At 62.7% G+C, this 17784-nt stretch carries 13 protein-coding genes; 1 reads left to right on the forward strand and 12 read right to left on the reverse strand.

What is annotated here, in order from left to right; translation table 11 throughout:
- Positions 1-698 (reverse strand): SIS domain-containing protein (locus RBB39_RS17325; protein WP_306169234.1); only part of this gene is annotated, 698 nt, incomplete at its 3' end.
- A 298-nt stretch (positions 699-996) separates the two neighbouring features.
- Here RBB39_RS17325 and RBB39_RS17330 point away from each other — a divergent pair.
- Complete coding sequence (locus RBB39_RS17330; RefSeq protein WP_045994480.1) at positions 997-1209, forward strand: PA3496 family putative envelope integrity protein; 213 nt, start codon at positions 997-999, stop codon at positions 1207-1209.
- Between the two features lie 444 nt (positions 1210-1653).
- On the opposite strand, the gene RBB39_RS17335 is transcribed toward RBB39_RS17330, so the two are convergent.
- The 11 genes from RBB39_RS17335 to atpD form a co-directional block, all read right to left on the reverse strand.
- Positions 1654-2994 carry a sodium-dependent transporter gene (locus RBB39_RS17335; protein ID WP_045994479.1) on the reverse strand — a complete coding sequence of 447 codons (1341 nt, stop codon included), beginning with the start codon at positions 2992-2994 and terminating at the stop codon, positions 1654-1656.
- 306 nt (positions 2995-3300) lie between these two features.
- Complete coding sequence (locus RBB39_RS17340) at positions 3301-4149, reverse strand: DUF72 domain-containing protein (protein WP_045994478.1); 849 nt, start codon at positions 4147-4149, stop codon at positions 3301-3303.
- Between the two features lie 194 nt (positions 4150-4343).
- Positions 4344-5648: a DcaP family trimeric outer membrane transporter gene (locus RBB39_RS17345; protein WP_253028354.1), complete on the reverse strand. Its 1305-nt coding sequence runs from the start codon at positions 5646-5648 to the stop codon at positions 4344-4346.
- A gap of 1048 nt (positions 5649-6696) precedes the next feature.
- Entirely contained in the window at positions 6697-8346 is a 1650-nt protein-coding gene (locus RBB39_RS17350; RefSeq protein ID WP_108131965.1) for a BCCT family transporter, read from the reverse strand.
- A gap of 567 nt (positions 8347-8913) precedes the next feature.
- A complete protein-coding gene (gene glmS / locus RBB39_RS17355) occupies positions 8914-10752 on the reverse strand; it encodes a glutamine--fructose-6-phosphate transaminase (isomerizing) (protein WP_045992701.1) in 1839 nt (612 codons plus the stop codon).
- A 90-nt stretch (positions 10753-10842) separates the two neighbouring features.
- Entirely contained in the window at positions 10843-12207 is a 1365-nt protein-coding gene (gene glmU, locus RBB39_RS17360; RefSeq protein ID WP_045992702.1) for a bifunctional UDP-N-acetylglucosamine diphosphorylase/glucosamine-1-phosphate N-acetyltransferase GlmU, read from the reverse strand.
- 97 nt (positions 12208-12304) lie between these two features.
- The gene (locus RBB39_RS17365; RefSeq protein WP_253028353.1) at positions 12305-13414 is read right to left on the reverse strand and encodes an FAD:protein FMN transferase; all 1110 of its coding nucleotides are present in this window, start codon (positions 13412-13414) and stop codon (positions 12305-12307) included.
- A gap of 20 nt (positions 13415-13434) precedes the next feature.
- On the reverse strand, positions 13435-14232 hold the full coding sequence (locus RBB39_RS17370) for an undecaprenyl-diphosphate phosphatase (RefSeq protein ID WP_045992704.1): 798 nt from the start codon (positions 14230-14232) through the stop codon (positions 13435-13437).
- A 110-nt stretch (positions 14233-14342) separates the two neighbouring features.
- Positions 14343-15716: a magnesium transporter gene (gene mgtE / locus RBB39_RS17375; RefSeq protein WP_045992705.1), complete on the reverse strand. Its 1374-nt coding sequence runs from the start codon at positions 15714-15716 to the stop codon at positions 14343-14345.
- Positions 15717-15949: 233 nt separating this feature from the next.
- Positions 15950-16375 carry a F0F1 ATP synthase subunit epsilon gene (locus RBB39_RS17380; protein ID WP_045992706.1) on the reverse strand — a complete coding sequence of 142 codons (426 nt, stop codon included), beginning with the start codon at positions 16373-16375 and terminating at the stop codon, positions 15950-15952.
- 24 nt (positions 16376-16399) lie between these two features.
- Positions 16400-17776 (reverse strand): F0F1 ATP synthase subunit beta, encoded by a 1377-nt coding sequence (gene atpD / locus RBB39_RS17385; RefSeq protein WP_045992707.1) that lies wholly within the window; start codon positions 17774-17776, stop codon positions 16400-16402.
- Positions 17777-17784 lie beyond the last annotated feature (8 nt).

A 17784-nucleotide genomic window follows, 5' to 3' on the forward strand; every position in this document is an offset into this window, starting at 1 on the left:
GTGTCTTCGGGCACATCGATGTACAGCGGCAGGTCGACCTCGTCCGCCAGGGGGGAGCCGCTGGGACAGAGACCGACCACGGTGGCGCCCGCCTCCCGTGCCAGCTTGACGCTGGCCACCAGTGCCCGGGTGCGGCCGGTCTGCGAGATCGCCACCACCACGTCGCCTTCCTTGAGGGTCACCGCCGACATGTTCTGCATGTGCGGATCGGCGTAGGCGGCGGTGGAAATCTGCAGCCTGAAAAACTTGTGCTGAGCGTCGAAGGCCACCGCACCGGAGGCTCCGTAGCCGTAGAACTCGACGCGATTGGCCATGGCCAGGGCGTTGATCGTCTTGTTCAACGCCTCGTTGTCGAGCCGGTCCCTGATCGACAGCAGGGTTCCCACCGTGGAATCGAAGATGCTGTGGGAAAACTCGGCCACGGAGTCGCTGTCATTCATCGAGAACTGCGCGAACTGGCTGCCCGACGCCAGCATCTGCGCCAACTTCAACTTGAAGTCCTGAAAGCCGTTGCAGCCCAGGGCCCGGCAGAAGCGTACCACCGTGGGCTCGCTGACCTTGGCCTCGGTGGCCAGATCGACGATACGCATGTGGATAACTTCGTCGGGGTTGCGCAATACGAAGCGTGCGACCTTCTGCTCCGACCGACGGAAGTGCTCCATGCGACGTCGCATTTCATCAAACAGCGCGCGACTCACCCTCTACTCCTTTGACTGGCTGGGAGGACCCGGAGCTGGCAGGGCGCAATGCCCGTCGCTATCGATCCGGCCTGGTTCCAGTATGCCCCATGACGGCGTCAAATGCGCCCTGTGCTGCGTCATGCATTGAGCCCCCAGGCCGCCCCTGCGCAACCGGATGGATTTTTTTCTAGCGTTGGCAGAACGTTGCAGGATTGACGTCCACACCGTCATCTTTTTGTCAACTGGGGTATAGTAAAAGGGCAGTGTCGCGCAGCGTCCTGGATGCCGGCACATTCACTGCATAGGAGAATCGATCATGCGTAATGTCGAAAGGTTATCCTCCGTCAAGAGTGAACTCCTCGACATCTTCATGAGCATGGAAGTCGCCGAACACGAAAGGCGCTCCCGCACCGCGGCCCAACGCAACCTGCGAGCCCGCCGCGGCATCGAGCTTCATCGGGAATTCAAGCGTCTATCCGAAGACATCGCCGAACTGCCGGAAGACGGCAACGACGACGAAATGCACTGACCCGGTAGACTGAACCAGCACGCGTGGCCGCCGGCCAGACGTGCGCCAGACCGCCAACAACGCGGGTCTGTACCATATTCGGGGCCTGGCCGCTGGCTCGAGCGACGGCCGGCCCATCCCTTGCGAGAATCGCACCGACGAGACTCGCCATCAGGTGTCTGTCGCCTGAAAGCCCCAGGCGCGTCAGAGGCACCGTCAAGCGTCCCTCCTGGCATGCTCTCCCAAATGCATGTCTTTGGCTGCAGGCATCAATGAACAAGCACTGACGGTCGTTGGACTCCCGCTGAGGCCCCACTGCCACCTCGTTGACCTCCGCCTCTGGTCACTCTGTACGGGCAGTCTTGCCCTGCCGCCCGGTTCCGATGGATCGTCTGGCATTGCCTATCAACGCAGAGACCCGGCACAAGGCCGGGTCTCTGGTCTGGCGTGCAGCAATGGCGCCTGTTACAGGCTGGAGATGAACACCACCGCCACACCGATGGGCGCCACGAAGCGGGTCAACAACACCCACAACGTTTCCTTGCCACCGGACAGACCGAGGTCTTCGGCCACGCCTTTGCGGTTGAGGAACCAGCCCGCAAACAGGATGGCACCCAGGCCGGTCAACGGCAGCATGAACTTGCTGGTCAGCTTGTCCAGCAGGTCGAACACCCCGAGACCAAACAGTACCGGGTCACTCCACACGTTGAAGGACAGCAGAGCGGCGATACCCAGCGCCCAGGCGCCGATGCCGGAGACCACCGCCGACGCGGAACGCGACAGCGGCGTGCGCTCTTCGACAAACTCGACCACCGGCTCGAGCAGCGAAATGGCCGAGGTCAGGGCGGCGAAGGTCAGCAGCAGGAAGAACATCAGCCCCAGGATCAGGCCACCGCCCATATTGCCAAAGGCCAGCGGCAGGGTGACGAAGATCAGGCTCGGGCCGGAGGCCAGGTCGAGCTGGTTGGCAAACACGATCGGGAAGATCGCCAGGCCCGCGCCGAGTGCGATCACGGTATCCATGATCACCACGGTGCGTGCGGTCTTGATCAGGTCGACCTTCTCGCCGAGGTAGGAGCCGTAGGCGATCATGATGCCCATGCCCAGTGACAGGGTGAAGAAGGCGTGTCCCAGCGCCGCCAGTACCACCTCACCATTGAGTGCTGACCAGTCCGGGTTGAACAGATAGTTCAACGCCTCACCGAAGTGGCCGGTGGTCATGCCGTAACCCACCAGCACCACCAGCAGCAGCGCCAGGGCCGGCATCAACACGTTGACCGCGCCTTCCAGGCCCTTGGTCACGCCGCGAGCAACGATACCGATGACCAGCAGCATGAAGATGGAGTGCCACAGCAGCAGCAGACCGGGGCTTGCCAGCATGCCGCTGAACAAGGCGCCGATACCATCGGCGTCCTGGCCGCTGAAGTCACCGGTCACGCTACCGAGGGTGTAGTACAGCGACCAGCCACCGATCACGCTGTAGAACGACAGGATCAGGAAGGCACCGATGACCCCGGCGACGCCGACCAGGGCCCAGACCTTGGGCTGACCGGCCTTGGCCGCGACGCTGGCCATGGCATTGACCGGGTTGCTTTGCCCACGCCGACCGATCATCCACTCGGTGACCAGGATCGGCAGGCCGATCAGGCCGATGCACAGCAGGTAGACGAGCACGAAGGCGGCACCACCGCTCTCGCCCACCATGTAGGGAAACTTCCAGATATTACCAAGCCCGACAGCGGAACCGGTGGCGGCGAGGATAAAGGAAAAGCGCGATGACCACTGCGCGTGTGTCGTTTTGGACATAAATCACCCTTCGGATACGTGTCGTCATCGATCGATCGGATGCAATGACGGCGTTGTGTTTGTAGTCGCCACGTCCTCGATGGTCCGGGTCACGGATCCACCGATGTACAAGGGGTCTGACGGATGTCAGCAGGATCACTGCCGGCACAACACTCTTCCCCAGCGCAGGGTTCGCGCTGGTCGAGACCGGTGGGTCCAGGCGAGTCACCATCCAAGGATAAGGAGGCGACCGTCTCTGGCCCGTGGCAAGTGACGAACAGCCGACAAAACTAGCGTATGACAATAACAAACGCCAGCCAACAATGGTCAAAGCAGCTGATTCTGTCGATCTCCCGGAAACCCGGGCAATGCCTGCCACCCCATTCTATCGGCGACTCTGGCGTACAGGTTTCTGGCCTGTTCCGGGGCCTCGCGATTATCCGCCGTATGCACAAAAAGAAAAGGGGTTTTCCCCTGTTTTATCCACAAGGCGAGCTGGTCTATCCAGGGGGTGAAATAGTGCTCGTTGATGGCGCTGTCAAGATGGCCAATGAAACGTATCACAGGAAATTTTGCTGTAGAGAGCACGTGTAGTGGGCGTCTTGGCTTTTCCGCACGAGCCTGGATCAATCCCGAATGGGCCTCAGGCGGTCCGGAAAACAACGGCCTGACATCCAGCATCACGCGATCGGCGCCATGACTTATCAACAGGGCGTTGATATCTCTCTCGGCGCTCCCCTTGTGGAAAAATTCACTGTGGCGCAGTTCTACTGCGCAGGGTACGTCTTGTGGCCAATCTCTTAGAACCTTCTCCAGAGCAGGCACCTCCTCAGGACCAAAGTCCCTGGGGAGCTGAATCATGACCGGCCCGAGGCGGTCCTTCAGTGGCCACAGGGCCTCGACGAAGTCACCCACATCGGTCTCGACCTGGCGCAATCGTTTTGCATGTGTCAGCGCCTGGGGCAGCTTGAAGCAGAAGCGAAAGCCCGGTGGCGCTTGGCGGGACCAGCCTTCCACCGTCCGTGGCCTGGGCGCCCCGCTGTAGAAGGTGGTATTTCCCTCGACGGCGTTGAATACGGCGGCGTAGTCATCGAGCCAACCCTCGCGCCCGGCGTGGGGTGGGTAGAGACCACCACGCCAGTCTGGATTGGCCCACATCGGCAGACCAATGTACATGGGCGGTTGCGCTGATCGATCGTTCAAGAAGGCAGACTCGACGGTTTCAGGGGCGCCAGCATAGCATCGCCCCGCCCGGTGTTGCCGAACGGGAAGATGCTGACAAGCTTCAAGCGGCGCCGAGCGCCGGAGCTTGTTGCCCTCAGCCGGGACTCTGTCCGAAAAGCCGACGGACACAGGGGATTTTCAGCCTACTAGAAGTCGTACTTGGCGGAGAACTGAACCCTGTCCAGGTCGAAGGTATCGCCATCCACCTCATCCAGGTCGTAGCGCTGGTACTCCGCCGACAGCGTGGTGTTGGCAAAGGGCGACCACATCAGGTTGAGAAAGAAGCTGTCGTAGCTGTCGGTGTCATCGCCGGTACCGTTGCTGTCGAGTTCAGTCGCCGAGTAGGCGATGTTCGAGCGCAGCGTGTCGGTCCAGTAGTGACGATAGATGGCCGAGGCGCCCCAGGACTCCACCATCTTGATCTGGCCGTCCTCCACCTTGGCGTTGGGGTAGGCGCCTAGCGCCATGTAGCGTCCCAGGTTGCCATAGTTGGCCTGCAGCATGAGGTCGTCTTTTTCGAACACCGGGAATCGTCCGGTCAGGCTGTAACCGGCCCCCCAGCGACTGTCGTCGTCCTCGGCGTCATCCAGGCTGAAGCGCCTGACCACGGTGGCCGCTGAAACATGCCCCCACTCCTGGTCCACATTGACCCGGGCCACCATGTCCGGGGTGTCCTGGTCGTCGTCGCCGTCCTCGGGATTCTCCACCGCGAACTGCAGGCTGCCCCAATCCAGCGGATAGGTATAGCGAAGCTGTGGCTGGCGCACGAAGATCGAGCCGGTATGGGTACTGAAGGCGTCGATCTCGCCAAGCCCCTTGAGATCCATGAAGGTTGACCAGTACTGCCCGGCCAGCCAGTTGCCCCAGCTCAGGTAGGCGTGGCGCAGCCGCGGCGCGTAGGAGTGAGAAACAAATTCGTTGGCTTCGTCGTCGGCGCCATAGAAGTCCGTCTCGATATAGGTCTTCATGGTATCGCCACCGAGCGGTGTACTGGTACCGAAGCTCAGACGCGTTTCCCGCGCACTGAAACTGACGCGGTTGTCGGCGTCATCGTCGGTGGCGCGCAACAGCCCCGCCGTCACCGTCTCGTTGGCCTTGCCGTCGCTGAGTCCATTGTCGGAGAACGCCGCCTGAGCCTTGATGTAGCCGCCAAAGGACACCGTGGTATCTCCCACCAGGAAGTCGCCACTGTCGGTGCGCTTGACCACGTTCTCGCTGACGTCGGCGACGTCCTGCTGCATGCTGGCCTGCTGGTTGATCAGGTTATCGATCTGGGCCTGCTGCTGTTCAACCAGTTGCATGGCCGCCTGCTGTTGGGCCTTGAGCTGTTCGATCTGGGCCTTCAGGTCATTGAGTTCCTGCATCGACGTCTGCGCCTCGGCCGCGATCGGCATCAGCAGACAAAGGCCCGTTCCCGTCAGCAAGGCGCTTGTGGATCGTAATCCGCTCATCGCCGTCCCCCTTCATTATCGTTGTCGTGGCGGTCGTCATGGCGGCTGTCGCTGAACTGAATCACCGACGCCTGCACGCTCGGAGACCCAGGCATGGCCGGCAAACCACTCGCAGGAATGGCGACCACGTATAACCAAGCGCTTAACTAACGAATATAGGAATGAAGGTTAGAGAACGGTGTTTGATATTGTGCCCAATGAAGCACGAAAAAGAAGCGTCCGAATTAGCAAAACAATAGAAATATATCTTACAAATTCATAATGCTAGAACCGGAAAATATGGAAAATTACGAGCTTTCTTCTTTATCAAGTACCGGTACAGCATATATCGATAGGCAGTAGAAGCGGCGCCTGGCCGACCTCAAGAAAATACCACTGCATCAACGTGCTGTTTTTGTGATCTGGTTCTCGGACCGGCAGCGCGGAGCCTGTCAACACAGATGACACTTGAAATGATTCTGACTCTTTAACACCCTGCCGCCAGGGGCGCCGCATTCCTCTCGGGATTCAGGTGCACTACCTCTGGCAGGCCGAGGTTTCCGATGTCCCAGGACCAACACTCCGGATAAAGCTGCTTTGTCGCCTCAAGACTTCCCGGCGCTGCGCCAGGATACCTTTGGCCTCGCAGCTATGACGCTGACTCGTCGCGCCGTCGGCGATACCTCTCGGCCGACATCACTCTGGAAAGAGCTCTTCGTCACTTCATGTGGATTTGGGCTGCCGGCACCGATCGCGTCACGCTTCTAGCGCCTATCTAGAAAAACTGTGTTCATTACCATCAATGACTTGAACATTGATCTATCGAGCTAGGGGGAGCCATACCCCGGTAGACGGAATATCGCGTTGTCCTCGACCGCACCTCCTGGATCTGCGGCGACACTTGAGCCTACGCTTCCCTCAGCACTACACAACAGGAAGGGAACAAGCCCGACCTCGTGAGGCCGGGCAAAGCTGGATGCAGCAAAACGGGGTCAGTCGACGTTGTTGTGCCAGCAGATAGAGCATCTACAACCAAAGAAAGCCGACAGATTTCGCATGATGAGAGGACTCAGCCACCCCGACGGCGTAACTGACGAAGCTCGCCGTTCAGCGCCTTGATGATGGTGTAGCACATCACAATCATCACCACCGAGAAGGGGATCGCGGTGGCCGTGACTCCGGCCTGGAGCGCCGAGAGTCCGCCGCCGATCAGCAGTACGATGGCAATCAGGCCTTCCACCGTGGCCCAGAACATGCGCTGAGGGCGCGGTGCATCGATCTTGCCACCGGCGGTGATGGTATCGATCACCAGCGAGCCGGAATCCGACGAGGTGACGAAGAAGATCAGCGCCAGGATAATGCCCAGGGTCGACATCAGGCCCGACAGCGGCAGCTCGTTGAGCATGGCGAACAGCGACAGCTCGGGGCTGTAGCTGTCGATCACGTATTCCTTGACCAGGCTACCGGCCGGATTGGCATATAGCTGGTCGAGGGCGGTGGCGCCGAACACGCCCATCCAGATGAAGATGAACAGACTCGGGATCACCAGCACACAGATCACGAACTCACGCACCGTGCGCCCCCGGGAGACGCGGGCGATAAACATGCCGACGAAAGGCGCCCAGCTGATCCACCAGGCCCAGTAGAAGATGGTCCAGGATTGGCGATAGGCGTCGTCCTCGCGGCCGAAGGGGGCCGACAGCGGGATGAACTTCGTCACGTAGGTCTCAAGGCCGGCCCAGAAGCCGGCGAGCGCTGCCAGGGTCGGGCCGGCGAACAGCACGAAGAAGAAGAACAGCACGGCCATTCCCATGTTGATCTCGGAAAGCCGCTTCACGCCACCTTCCAGACCGCGCCACACCGAAACCAGCGCCACTGCGGTGACGGCTGCGATCACGACCACCTGAGTGGTGATGCTGACGTCCAGGCCGAAGACGAAGTTCATGCCGGCGTTGGCCTGCTGAGCGCCGAGGCCGAGCGAGGTGGCCAGGCCAAACAGGGTCGAGAATACCGCCAGGATGTCGATGACGTGGCCCCACCAGCCCCAGACGCGGTCACCCAGCAGCGGGAAGAACGCCGAACGGATGGAGAAGGGCAGGCCCTTGTTGTAGGTAAAGATGGACAGCGCCAGCGCCATCACCACGTAGACGGCCCAGCCGTGGATGCCCCAGTGCAGATAGGTGCCGGCCAGCCCCATGGCGGTGGCGTCGGCGATGGCCTCAGCGTTCAGTTCCCCGTCGCTGCCGAAGGGCGAGGGCGTGCCTAGCGGCGAGGAGACGTTGGCGTGATAGACCGGTTCCAGCACGCCGAAGAACAGCAGGCCGATGCCAATGCCGGCCGCGAACAGCATCGCAAACCAGGACAGGTAGCCATACTCCGGCGTGGCGTCGGGGCCGCCCAGGCGGACCTTGCCGTATGGCAGCACGACCAGTGCCAGACAGAACAGGATGAAGCCGTCCACCACGATCATGAAGTAGCTGTCGAGGGTGCCGGTGGAGAAGCTGACAATGGACTGAAATAGATTACCGGCTCGCTCGGGGAACAGCAGCGTCAGCACGATGAAGACAATCGAGGCCAGCGCCGAGATGGCGAAGACCCGGTTATGTATATCGAAGCCGATAGGCCCCAGGCTGCCCTCGAAGTTGTCCTGCCCGACGGTATAGTCCGTCTGCATGTCGTCCGAAACCGGGGTTGGAGCCTGCTCGCTTTGAGTACTCATGAATGATGCTCCTGTGGATGGAAACACACTGGCCGAGTGAGTCTCGCACACGTCAGCTGTTGCGTGTGACAGGACAAGCGATGAGAGCTGAGGCTCCCTTACCAGTAGCGGAAAGATTGAGCTCTCGGCGTCAATATGTGCACCGGAAACAGCAGCCCTCCCCTGAAACCCTCTACCCCGTGCAGGTCAGCACAACAGGGGGGACCGCAAATAACGCGTGGAAATATCAACGAAAGCGACGCCGCTTTCCGTTCAACGCCTTGATCACTGTATAGCACATCAGAATCATCACCACCGAGAACGCAACGAGATATCGTCAAATCCGGTGCCGGGCTATTTGGCGGCAGTCCTGTCTGATTGATCGGTGACTTGCTCTCCATCCCTGAACTGAAGTGGCCCCCATTCCCAAGCAAAAAGAGCGCGGGACACCGGGGTGTCACCGCACTCTCTTTAGCCTCCAAGAACAAGAACGGACTGCATCAACACCTTCTCTGGAGTTGATGGGAAGATTTCCCTTCCGTCACGCCGAGTCTGCGACCGCTGCCATACTATCGCCCGACGGTATGTCTACTCCACCGTCACCGACTTGGCCAGATTGCGCGGCTGATCGACATCGGTCCCCTTGAGCACCGCCACGTGGTACGACAATAGCTGCAGCGGCAGGGTGTAGAGGATCGGCGCCAGTGCCTCGTGGACGTGGGGCAGGTGCAGCACCTGGATGCCCTCGCTGGCGTTCAGGCCGACATTCTCGTCGGCGAACACGTACAACTCGCCGCCTCGAGCCTTGACCTCCTGCAGGTTGGACTTGAGCTTGTCGAGCAATTCGTCGTTGGGCGCCACCGAGATCACCGGCATCTCGCTGTCCACCAGCGCCAGAGGGCCGTGCTTGAGCTCGCCCGCCGGGTAGGCCTCGGCGTGAATGTAGGAAATTTCCTTGAGCTTCAAGGCGCCTTCCTGGGCGATGGGGAAGTGGGCGCCACGTCCCAGGAACAGCGCATGGTGCTTCTCGGCGAAGGCCATGGATAGCCGCTCGATGGCCTCGTCCAGGCCCAGCACCTGGCTGCACAGCGCCGGCAGGGTCCGCAGAGCGGCGACGATCTCGGCCTGCTCGTCCTCGTCCATGCCCCGCACCCGGCCAAGCGCCAGGGCGAACAGCATCAGCGCGGTCAACTGGGTGGTGAAGGCCTTGGTGGAGGCCACACCGATCTCGGGGCCGGCCTGGGTCATCAGGCTCAGGTCGGCCTCGCGCACCAGCGAGCTGCCCGGTACGTTGCAGATACCCAGGCTGCCCAGGTAGTTGTCCTGCTCCATGGCAAACCGCAGCGCGGCCAGGGTGTCGGCGGTCTCGCCGGACTGGGACAGGGTCACGAACAGGGTGCCCTGGGGCACCACCACCTGGCGGTAGCGATACTCGGAGGCGACCTCCACCTGCACCGGGATGCCGGTGTAGCGCTCGAGCCAGTAGCGCGCCACCATGCCGGCGTGATAGCTGGTGCCGCAGGCCACGATATGGATCTGGCGGACCTGCTGGAACAGTCCCTCGGCATCGGGGCCGAAGCTTTCCACCAGCACCGAGCGGTCGCCCAGGCGGCCTTCCAGCGCCGCGGCGATCACCGCCGGCTGTTCGTGGATCTCCTTGAGCATGAAGTGGCGGTACTCGCCCTTGCTGGCGGCGCCGTCACCATGCTCGAAGGTCTGGACCTCACGCTCGACGGCGGTCCCCTCGGCATCGAAGATCTCGATGCGACCATTGGCGGACAGGCGCACCACGTCGCCTTCACGCAGATAGATGAAGCGATCGGTCACCGGCAGCAGCGCCAGCGGGTCAGACGCCAGGAAGGCCTCACCGATGCCGACGCCGACCACCAGCGGGCTGCCCTTGCGCGCGCCGACCACCACATCGGGCTCGTCCACCGCCATGACCCCCAGGGCGTAGGCGCCATCGAGGCCGGCGACGACCCGCTGGAAGGCGCTGAGCAGATCACCGTCGAGGCGAGACTCACGCTCCAGCAGGTGGGCGATCACCTCGGTATCGGTCTCGGACTCGAACACATAGCCCTGATCGGTGAGTTCCCGACGCAGCTGCTCGTGATTCTCGATGATGCCGTTATGCACCACCGCCAGGCGATCACGCGACTGGTGGGGATGGGCGTTGGGCTCGCTGGGGCGACCGTGGGTCGCCCAGCGGGTGTGAGCAATACCGCTGAGCCCCGGCAGCGCCGAATCCTCCAGTCGCGCCTCGAGCGCGGCCACCTTGCCCACCGCGCGCTGGCGCACCAGTTCTCCCTCGGGGCTGCGCACCGCCATGCCGGCACTGTCATAGCCGCGGTACTCGAGGCGCTTGAGGCCTTCGAGCAGAATGTTCTGTACGTTGCGCTGGGCCACCGCGGCGACGATGCCACACATAGGGGTCACTCCTTGAGAGATTCGTTATTGGCTACCGCTGACCAGCAATCGAGAGGGGGCCGCAACGGCAGAATCGGGCGGAAGCGTCCGTCAATCCTCGTCCTTGGTCGGCCGCGGCCAGTTGGCCTTGGCGATCTGGCGGGACCTCGTCACCGCCAGGCTATGATCGGCGACGTCGCGGCTGATGGTGGAGCCGGCACCGACGGTGGCGCCCTCGCCGACACTGACCGGGGCTACCAGCGCCGAATTGGACCCGATGAAGGCGGCGTCACCGATCTCGGTGCGGTGCTTGTTGGCACCGTCATAGTTGCAGGTGATGGTGCCGGCGCCGATATTGACCTCGCGTCCCAGGCGGGCGTCACCCACGTAGCTCAGGTGGTTGATCTTGCTGCCCTCGCCCACTTCGGCGTTCTTGGTTTCGACAAAGTTACCGACCTTGGCCTTGACCGCCAGGCGCGAGCCAGGACGCAGCCGGGCGAAGGGACCGATCTGGTTCAGCCCGGCCAATACTGCACCGTCGACGATGCTGTGGGCCTCGATGACGCTTTCGGCGCCAACATGGCTGTTGCGTACCACCGAGTAGGGGCCGATGCGCACACCTTCGCCGAGCTCCACCTCGCCTTCGAACACACAACCCACGTCGATGAAGACGTCGTGCCCGCAAGTCAGCTTGCCACGCACGTCGAGACGGTCTGGGTCGGCCAGGGCCACGCCCTTTTCCATCAGCGCCTCGGCGATGTCACGCTGGTATGCTCGCTCGAGACGCGCCATCTGGGCGCGATTGTTGACGCCTTCGACCTCCATCGGCCGTGCCGGCTGGGCGGTGGCCACCTCAATGCCCTCGGCGGCGGCCATGGCGATCACATCGGTCAGGTAGTACTCGCCCTGGGCGTTGTCCGACGACAGCTCAGGCAACCAGCGCTTCAGCTGGGCGCTGGTCATGGCCATGATGCCGGTGTTGCACTCGGTGATCGCAAGCTCGCTTTCAGAGGCATCCTTCTGCTCGACGATGGCCACCACCTTGCCTTGGTCGTCACGCACGATGCGGCCGTATCCCGCCGGGTCGTCCAGGGTAACGGTCAGAAGTCCCATGTGGCGCTCGTCCACCTGCTCCAGCAAGGCCGCCAGCGTTTGCCGACGGATCAGCGGCACGTCACCGTAGAGCACCAGCACCTTGCCATCGCCAAGCTGGCCCAGCGCCTGCGCGACGGCGTGACCGGTACCCTTCTGCTCGGCCTGATGGGAAAAGCGAACCTCGGTGTCGGCCAGGGCATCGCGAACCCGCTCGCCACCGTGCCCGATGACCACGTGGGTGCGATCCGCATCGAGACCCCGGGCGGTATCGACCACATGACGGACCATCGGCTTGCCCGCCAGGGTATGCAGCACCTTGGGCAGGCTCGAGCGCATGCGGGTGCCCTGTCCGGCGGCGAGAATCACCACATCGAGGCTCATCGTGACTCCTTGTCTAAAACAAAAGATCGAAGCAAATATCGCAACAGTAGCGAACCGACCAACGGTTTCAGTGATCCGTCGTGAGAGGCCAGCGCTACTATTCTAGCGGGGTGTCGACATCCGTCACCACCGTCAGCCCCAGGGTATCGACCATCTCCTGCCCAAAGCGCGTCACAAAGGCGGGGCTGACCCGACTTTCCCAGCCCTCACCCTGACGCACCAGCATCACCACCGGCAACTCCTGGTCGATGGCGGCCTGCATGCCTTCCTCTTCGCCCATCACGCTCAGCGCGGTGGCCCAGGCGTCGGCCCAGGCATTGGACGGATGCACCACCGTCACCGAGGCCAGCCGATGGGTGATGGGGCGCCCTGTGCGGGGGTCGATGGTATGGGAGTAGCGCTTGCCATCGGCCTCGAAGTAGTGACGGTAGTCACCGGAAGTCGCCACCGAGACATCATCGAGGCCGACCACGTGCTGAGCCTTGGGCGCGCCGTTCTCGGGCACCTCGATACCGATGCGCCACAGCCCCTTGCCGCCGTCACGCCGTCCCTTGACCTTGACCTCTCCGCCAAGATTGACCAGGTAGTTGGCGATACCCTGACGATCCAGATAGGCCGCCACCTCGTCGGTGGCGAACCCCTTGGCCACCCCGGACAGATCGATGTAGACGTCACGCAGGCGACGGGCCTGGGCCTCGGCGGTGTCGATCTCGAGCGCGTCCATGCCGACCTGGGTCAGGCGCTGCTCGAGTACGTTTTCCTCGGGGATTTCCCGGGGCCGGGCCTCGGGGCCAAAGCTCCACAGATTGACCAGGCTACCGACGGTGACGTCGAAGGCGCCGTGGCTCTGCTGGTTGACCGACTGGCTGATGGCCAGCACCTCCATGAATTCGTCGGAGATCGGCTGCCATTGCCCCAGCGGTGACTGATTGAAGGCGGACAGCTCCGAATCCTCGCGCCAGGTCGACATGGAGGCGTCGACCGCGTGCATCTCGTCGAGTACGCCCTGCTCGATCTCCTCGACCTGCTCGCGTGTCAGCGGGTCGGCCAGGGTGATCTGGTAGAAGGTGCCGAAGATGTCGCCTTCCAGGGTGATCGGCGAACGGGTAGTGGTCTCTTCGCTGCAACCGGACACCAGCAGTGCCATCAGGAGGGGCGCCAGCCAGGTTGTCAGCCATCCACGCCGAGCGGTCTTGAATCCAGTCATGAGGGGTCTCTTCAGATATATCAGCCAAACAGCCAGATCAGGGCGATACCAAGCAGCAGGCGATAGACGACGAAGGGCTGCATGCCGATGCGCTTGATGAACGACAGGAAGAAATGGATGCACAGGTAGGCGCTGACGCCGGCCAGCAGCGTGCCGAGCGCCATGTCACCCCAGTGCACATCGACACCCGTCTGAATCAGCTCGCAGGCTTCGAGCCCTCCCGCCAGCACGATCACCGGAATCGACAGCAGAAACGAGAAGCGGGCCGCGGCTTCGCGCCCCATGCCCAGCATCAGTGCCACGGTGATGGTGATGCCGGAGCGCGAAGTGCCTGGGATCAGCGCCAGCGCCTGGCCAATGCCGATCCATAGGGCATCGCTCCAGCGCAGCTGATACTCGCTGCGCGAACCCCTGAAGCGCCAGTCGGCCAGCCCCAGCAGCAGGCCGAAGAAGATCAGACCGAACGCCAGCACCATGGGCGAGCGGGCATACTGCTCGATGACGTCCTTGAACAGCAGTCCGGCCAGCCCCACCGGAACGGTGGCGAGGATCACCCACCAGGCCAGCCGAGCGTCCTGATCGGTGCCGCGACCGGCGACGCTGGCACACCAGCTCGACAGCATGCGCAGGATCTCGTCGCGGAAATAGATGACCACCGCGCCAAGGCTACCCAGGTGCAGGGCCACGTCGAAGGCCAGTCCCTGGTCCGGCCAGTCGCTGAACACGGGGACCAGTATCAGGTGGGCGGAGCTCGATACCGGAAGAAATTCGGTGATTCCCTGAATCAGGGAGAGAACGACAATCTGTAGCCAATCCATGGAGTGACCCGTAAGCGAGGGGTAACAGGCAAAACGCCCGCAAGAGCATACACTCCACGGGCGTTCTTGTCCGCTGTCAGGGGGCCCCTGGCCGCCCCCGCTGCGGTCGATCAAGTTCCCATCAGTACCAGCGTGGCGATGGAAAAGTAGATGACCACCCCGGAGGCGTCGATCAGGGTGGTGACCAGCGGTGCCGAGGCGGTGGCCGGATCCCAGCCCAGCCGATCGAGCACGAACGGCAGGCACATGCCGAGCAGGCTGCCGAACAAGACGATGCAGATCATGCTGATGGCCACCACCAAGGCCACCGCCTCACCACCTCTAATGACCCCGATGGGGGCCACCGCCAGGGCCATGGTCAGTCCCAGCGAGCCTGCCACCAGCAGTTCTCGGCCGAGCAGCTTGCTCCAGTCCTTGATGCCGACGTCACCGGTGGCCATGCCTCGCACCATCAGGGTGGCGGCCTGGGCGCCGGCATTGCCACCGCTGCCGATCAACAGCGGCAGAAAGAACACCAGGGTCACCTGGGCGGCGATGGTGTCCTCGAAGTGGGCGATGCCGGCTCCCGAGAAGAGGTTGCCGAACACCAGCAATACCAGCCAGATCACTCGCTTGCGATACAGGCTCCACAGCGGCACCCGGGACACGCCACCTTCCAGCTGACCGATCGACATGCCCTTGTGGATGTCCTCGGTGGCCTCGGACTCGACCACGTCCATGGCGTCGTCGTGGGTGACGATGCCGACCAGTCGCTCGTCGGTGTCCGTCACCGGCAACGCCAGCAGGTCGTAGCGTGCCACCACCCGGGCGACCTCTTCCTGCTCGGCGTCCACACCGATGCTGATGACGTCGTGGATCATCAGCTCGTCGATGATCGCCTGGGGCCGTGCCACCATCAGCTGTCTCAGTGACATGGTGCCGGCCAGGCGGCCGTGCTCGTCCACCACGTACAGCTGGTAGACGGTCTCGGCGTCGGGTGCGGTCTGGCGCACCCGCATCATCGCCCGGGACACGGTGAGCCCCATCGGGATCGCCACATAGTCGGCGGTCATCAGGGCGCCGGCGGTGCCCTCTTCGTAGCTCGCCAGGCGCTTGAGCGCCTCGCGCTCGCGCCGCGCCATGCGCCGTAACAGCGCCTCCTTGCGATCATCTCCCAGCACCTTGAACAGGTCGGCACGTTCGTCCGAGCCCATCTTGTCGAGGATCCGCGACAGCCAGGCGTCCTCGATGCGCGACGCCATGGCATCCTGGGCCTCGAACGGCAGGTGACCAAACACGCTGGCCTGGCGCCCCACCGGCAGGCAGGCCAACAGCGCCACGGCGCTGTCCAGGCGGTCCTCATCCTCGATCATTCGCTCGAGGATCTCGGCCAGATCCGCCGAGCGAATCTCGGGCAGGCGGGCTTCCAGCGTCTTGCTGTCGCGGGGATCGAGGGCACGCAGCAGCACCTGCTTGTGCGCATCCAGGCTGGGGGTCAGATTCATGGGCGTCTCCTCATGGCCGGCGTCCTTGCCGCAAATCGCTGAGGCGCAGTGTCCCCAAGAGACGACCTATCGGGGCTGCTCGAAAAGGCGACATGATGCCATGTCTGGATGAACATTAGACACAAGGCAAGCAACGAAGCAGCGTCAGTCGCGGTTCGCTGCCGTCATCACCAACGAAAACGCCCCCCGAATGTCAGCCATTCGGGGGGCGTGGGGCATCGGCGCCAGGGAACTTAGCCCTTGCCGGCCTTCCTGCGCAGCTGCTGGATGGTACGCAGCTGGGCCAAGGCCTCGGAGAGTTCCGCCGCGGCGCGGGTGTAATCCAGCTCCGCCGACTTGTCCTCCATGGCCTTGATGGCCTGCTTGCGGGCCTCTTCGGCGGCCGCTTCATCCAGATCGGATGCGCGAACCGCCGTGTCGGCCAGCACGATCACCTTCTCGGGCTGCACTTCGATAAAGCCGCCGGAGACGTAGAAGTGCTCCTCGCTGCCTTCGTTGAGCACCCGCACAGGGCCCGGAGCCAGCTCGGTCAGCAGCGGCGTGTGGCCGGCCAGGATGCCAAGATCCCCCAGGATGCCAGCCGCCACCACCTGCTCGGCACTACCGGAGTAGACCGAGGCTTCGGCACTGACGATCTCGCATTGGATGGTTTTCGTCATGATGACGTCTCCCGGTTAGAGGGATTACTTCATCTGGTTGGCTTTCTCGACGGCCTCGTCGATGGTGCCGACCATGTAGAAGGCCTGCTCGGGCAGCTCGTCGTACTCGCCGTCCAGGATGCCCTGGAAACCACGGATGGTCTCCTTCAGCGACACGTACTTGCCGGGAGAGCCGGTGAACACCTCGGCAACGAAGAACGGCTGTGACAGGAAGCGCTGGATCTTACGCGCACGTGCCACGATCTGCTTGTCTTCGTCGGACAGCTCGTCCATACCCAGGATGGCGATGATGTCCTTGAGCTCCTTGTAGCGCTGGAGCACGCCCTGAACACCGCGCGCGACGTTGTAGTGCTCGTCGCCCACCACCAGCGGATCAAGCTGGCGAGAGGTGGAGTCCAGCGGGTCGATGGCCGGATAGATACCCAGCTCGGCGATGGAACGCGCCAGTACCACGGTGGCGTCCAGGTGCGAGAAGGTGGTCGCCGGAGACGGGTCGGTCAAGTCATCCGCGGGCACGTAGACGGCCTGCACGGAGGTGATCGAGCCGGTCTTGGTGGAGGTGATACGCTCCTGCAGAACGCCCATCTCCTCGGCCAGGGTCGGCTGGTAACCCACCGCGGACGGCATACGGCCCAGCAGTGCGGACACCTCGGTACCGGCCAGGGTGTAACGGTAGATGTTGTCGACGAACAACAGTACGTCACGACCTTCGTCACGGAACTTCTCGGCGATGGTCAGACCGGTCAGGGCCACACGCAGGCGGTTCCCGGGCGGCTCGTTCATCTGGCCGTAGACCAGTGCCACCTTGTCGAGAACGTTGGACTCCTGCATCTCGTGGTAGAAGTCGTTACCTTCACGAGTACGCTCACCGACACCGGCGAACACGGAGTAACCGCTGTGCTCGGTGGCGATGTTACGGATCAGCTCCATCATGTTGACGGTCTTGCCGACACCGGCACCGCCGAACAGACCGACCTTGCCGCCCTTGGCGAACGGGCACACCAGGTCGATGACCTTGATGCCGGTCTCGAGCAGCTCGTTGGTGGCCGCCTGGTCGGCGTAGCCCGGAGCCTCGCGGTGGATCGGCATGCGCTCCTGCTCGCCGATCTCACCGGCCTCATCGATCGGCTCGCCGAGCACGTTCATGATGCGGCCCAGGGTTTCCTGGCCGACCGGGACGGAGATGGCCGCGCCGGTGTTATCGGTGTTCATGCCGCGCTTGAGCCCTTCGGTCGAGCCCATGGCGATGCAGCGCACCACGCCGTCGCCCAGCTGCTGCTGGACTTCGAGGATGGTCTCCTTTTCGGTGACCTTCAGCGCGTCGTAGACCTTGGGAACATCGTCCCGCGGAAACTCTACGTCAATCACCGCGCCGATGATTTGTACGATACGTCCGCTCATCTTGGTTC

Source organism: Halomonas sp. MMSF_3323 (genome assembly GCF_030733595.1).
Taxonomy (GTDB): domain Bacteria; phylum Pseudomonadota; class Gammaproteobacteria; order Pseudomonadales; family Halomonadaceae; genus Halomonas; species Halomonas litopenaei.

Bases quoted from the DNA above. Each gene is read 5' to 3' on its own strand.
- RBB39_RS17330 (WP_045994480.1), top strand. From the start codon at position 997: ATGCGTAATGTCGAAAGGTTATCCTCCGTCAAGAGTGAACTCCTCGAC.
- RBB39_RS17335 (WP_045994479.1), bottom strand. From the start codon at position 2,994: ATGTCCAAAACGACACACGCGCAGTGGTCATCGCGCTTTTCCTTTATC.
- RBB39_RS17340 (WP_045994478.1), bottom strand. From the start codon at position 4,149: ATGTACATTGGTCTGCCGATGTGGGCCAATCCAGACTGGCGTGGTGGT.
- RBB39_RS17345 (WP_253028354.1), bottom strand. From the start codon at position 5,648: ATGAGCGGATTACGATCCACAAGCGCCTTGCTGACGGGAACGGGCCTT.
- RBB39_RS17350 (WP_108131965.1), bottom strand. From the start codon at position 8,346: ATGAGTACTCAAAGCGAGCAGGCTCCAACCCCGGTTTCGGACGACATG.
- glmS (WP_045992701.1), bottom strand. From the start codon at position 10,752: ATGTGTGGCATCGTCGCCGCGGTGGCCCAGCGCAACGTACAGAACATT.
- glmU (WP_045992702.1), bottom strand. From the start codon at position 12,207: ATGAGCCTCGATGTGGTGATTCTCGCCGCCGGACAGGGCACCCGCATG.
- RBB39_RS17365 (WP_253028353.1), bottom strand. From the start codon at position 13,414: ATGACTGGATTCAAGACCGCTCGGCGTGGATGGCTGACAACCTGGCTG.
- RBB39_RS17370 (WP_045992704.1), bottom strand. From the start codon at position 14,232: ATGGATTGGCTACAGATTGTCGTTCTCTCCCTGATTCAGGGAATCACC.
- mgtE (WP_045992705.1), bottom strand. From the start codon at position 15,716: ATGAATCTGACCCCCAGCCTGGATGCGCACAAGCAGGTGCTGCTGCGT.
- RBB39_RS17380 (WP_045992706.1), bottom strand. From the start codon at position 16,375: ATGACGAAAACCATCCAATGCGAGATCGTCAGTGCCGAAGCCTCGGTC.
- atpD (WP_045992707.1), bottom strand. From the start codon at position 17,776: ATGAGCGGACGTATCGTACAAATCATCGGCGCGGTGATTGACGTAGAG.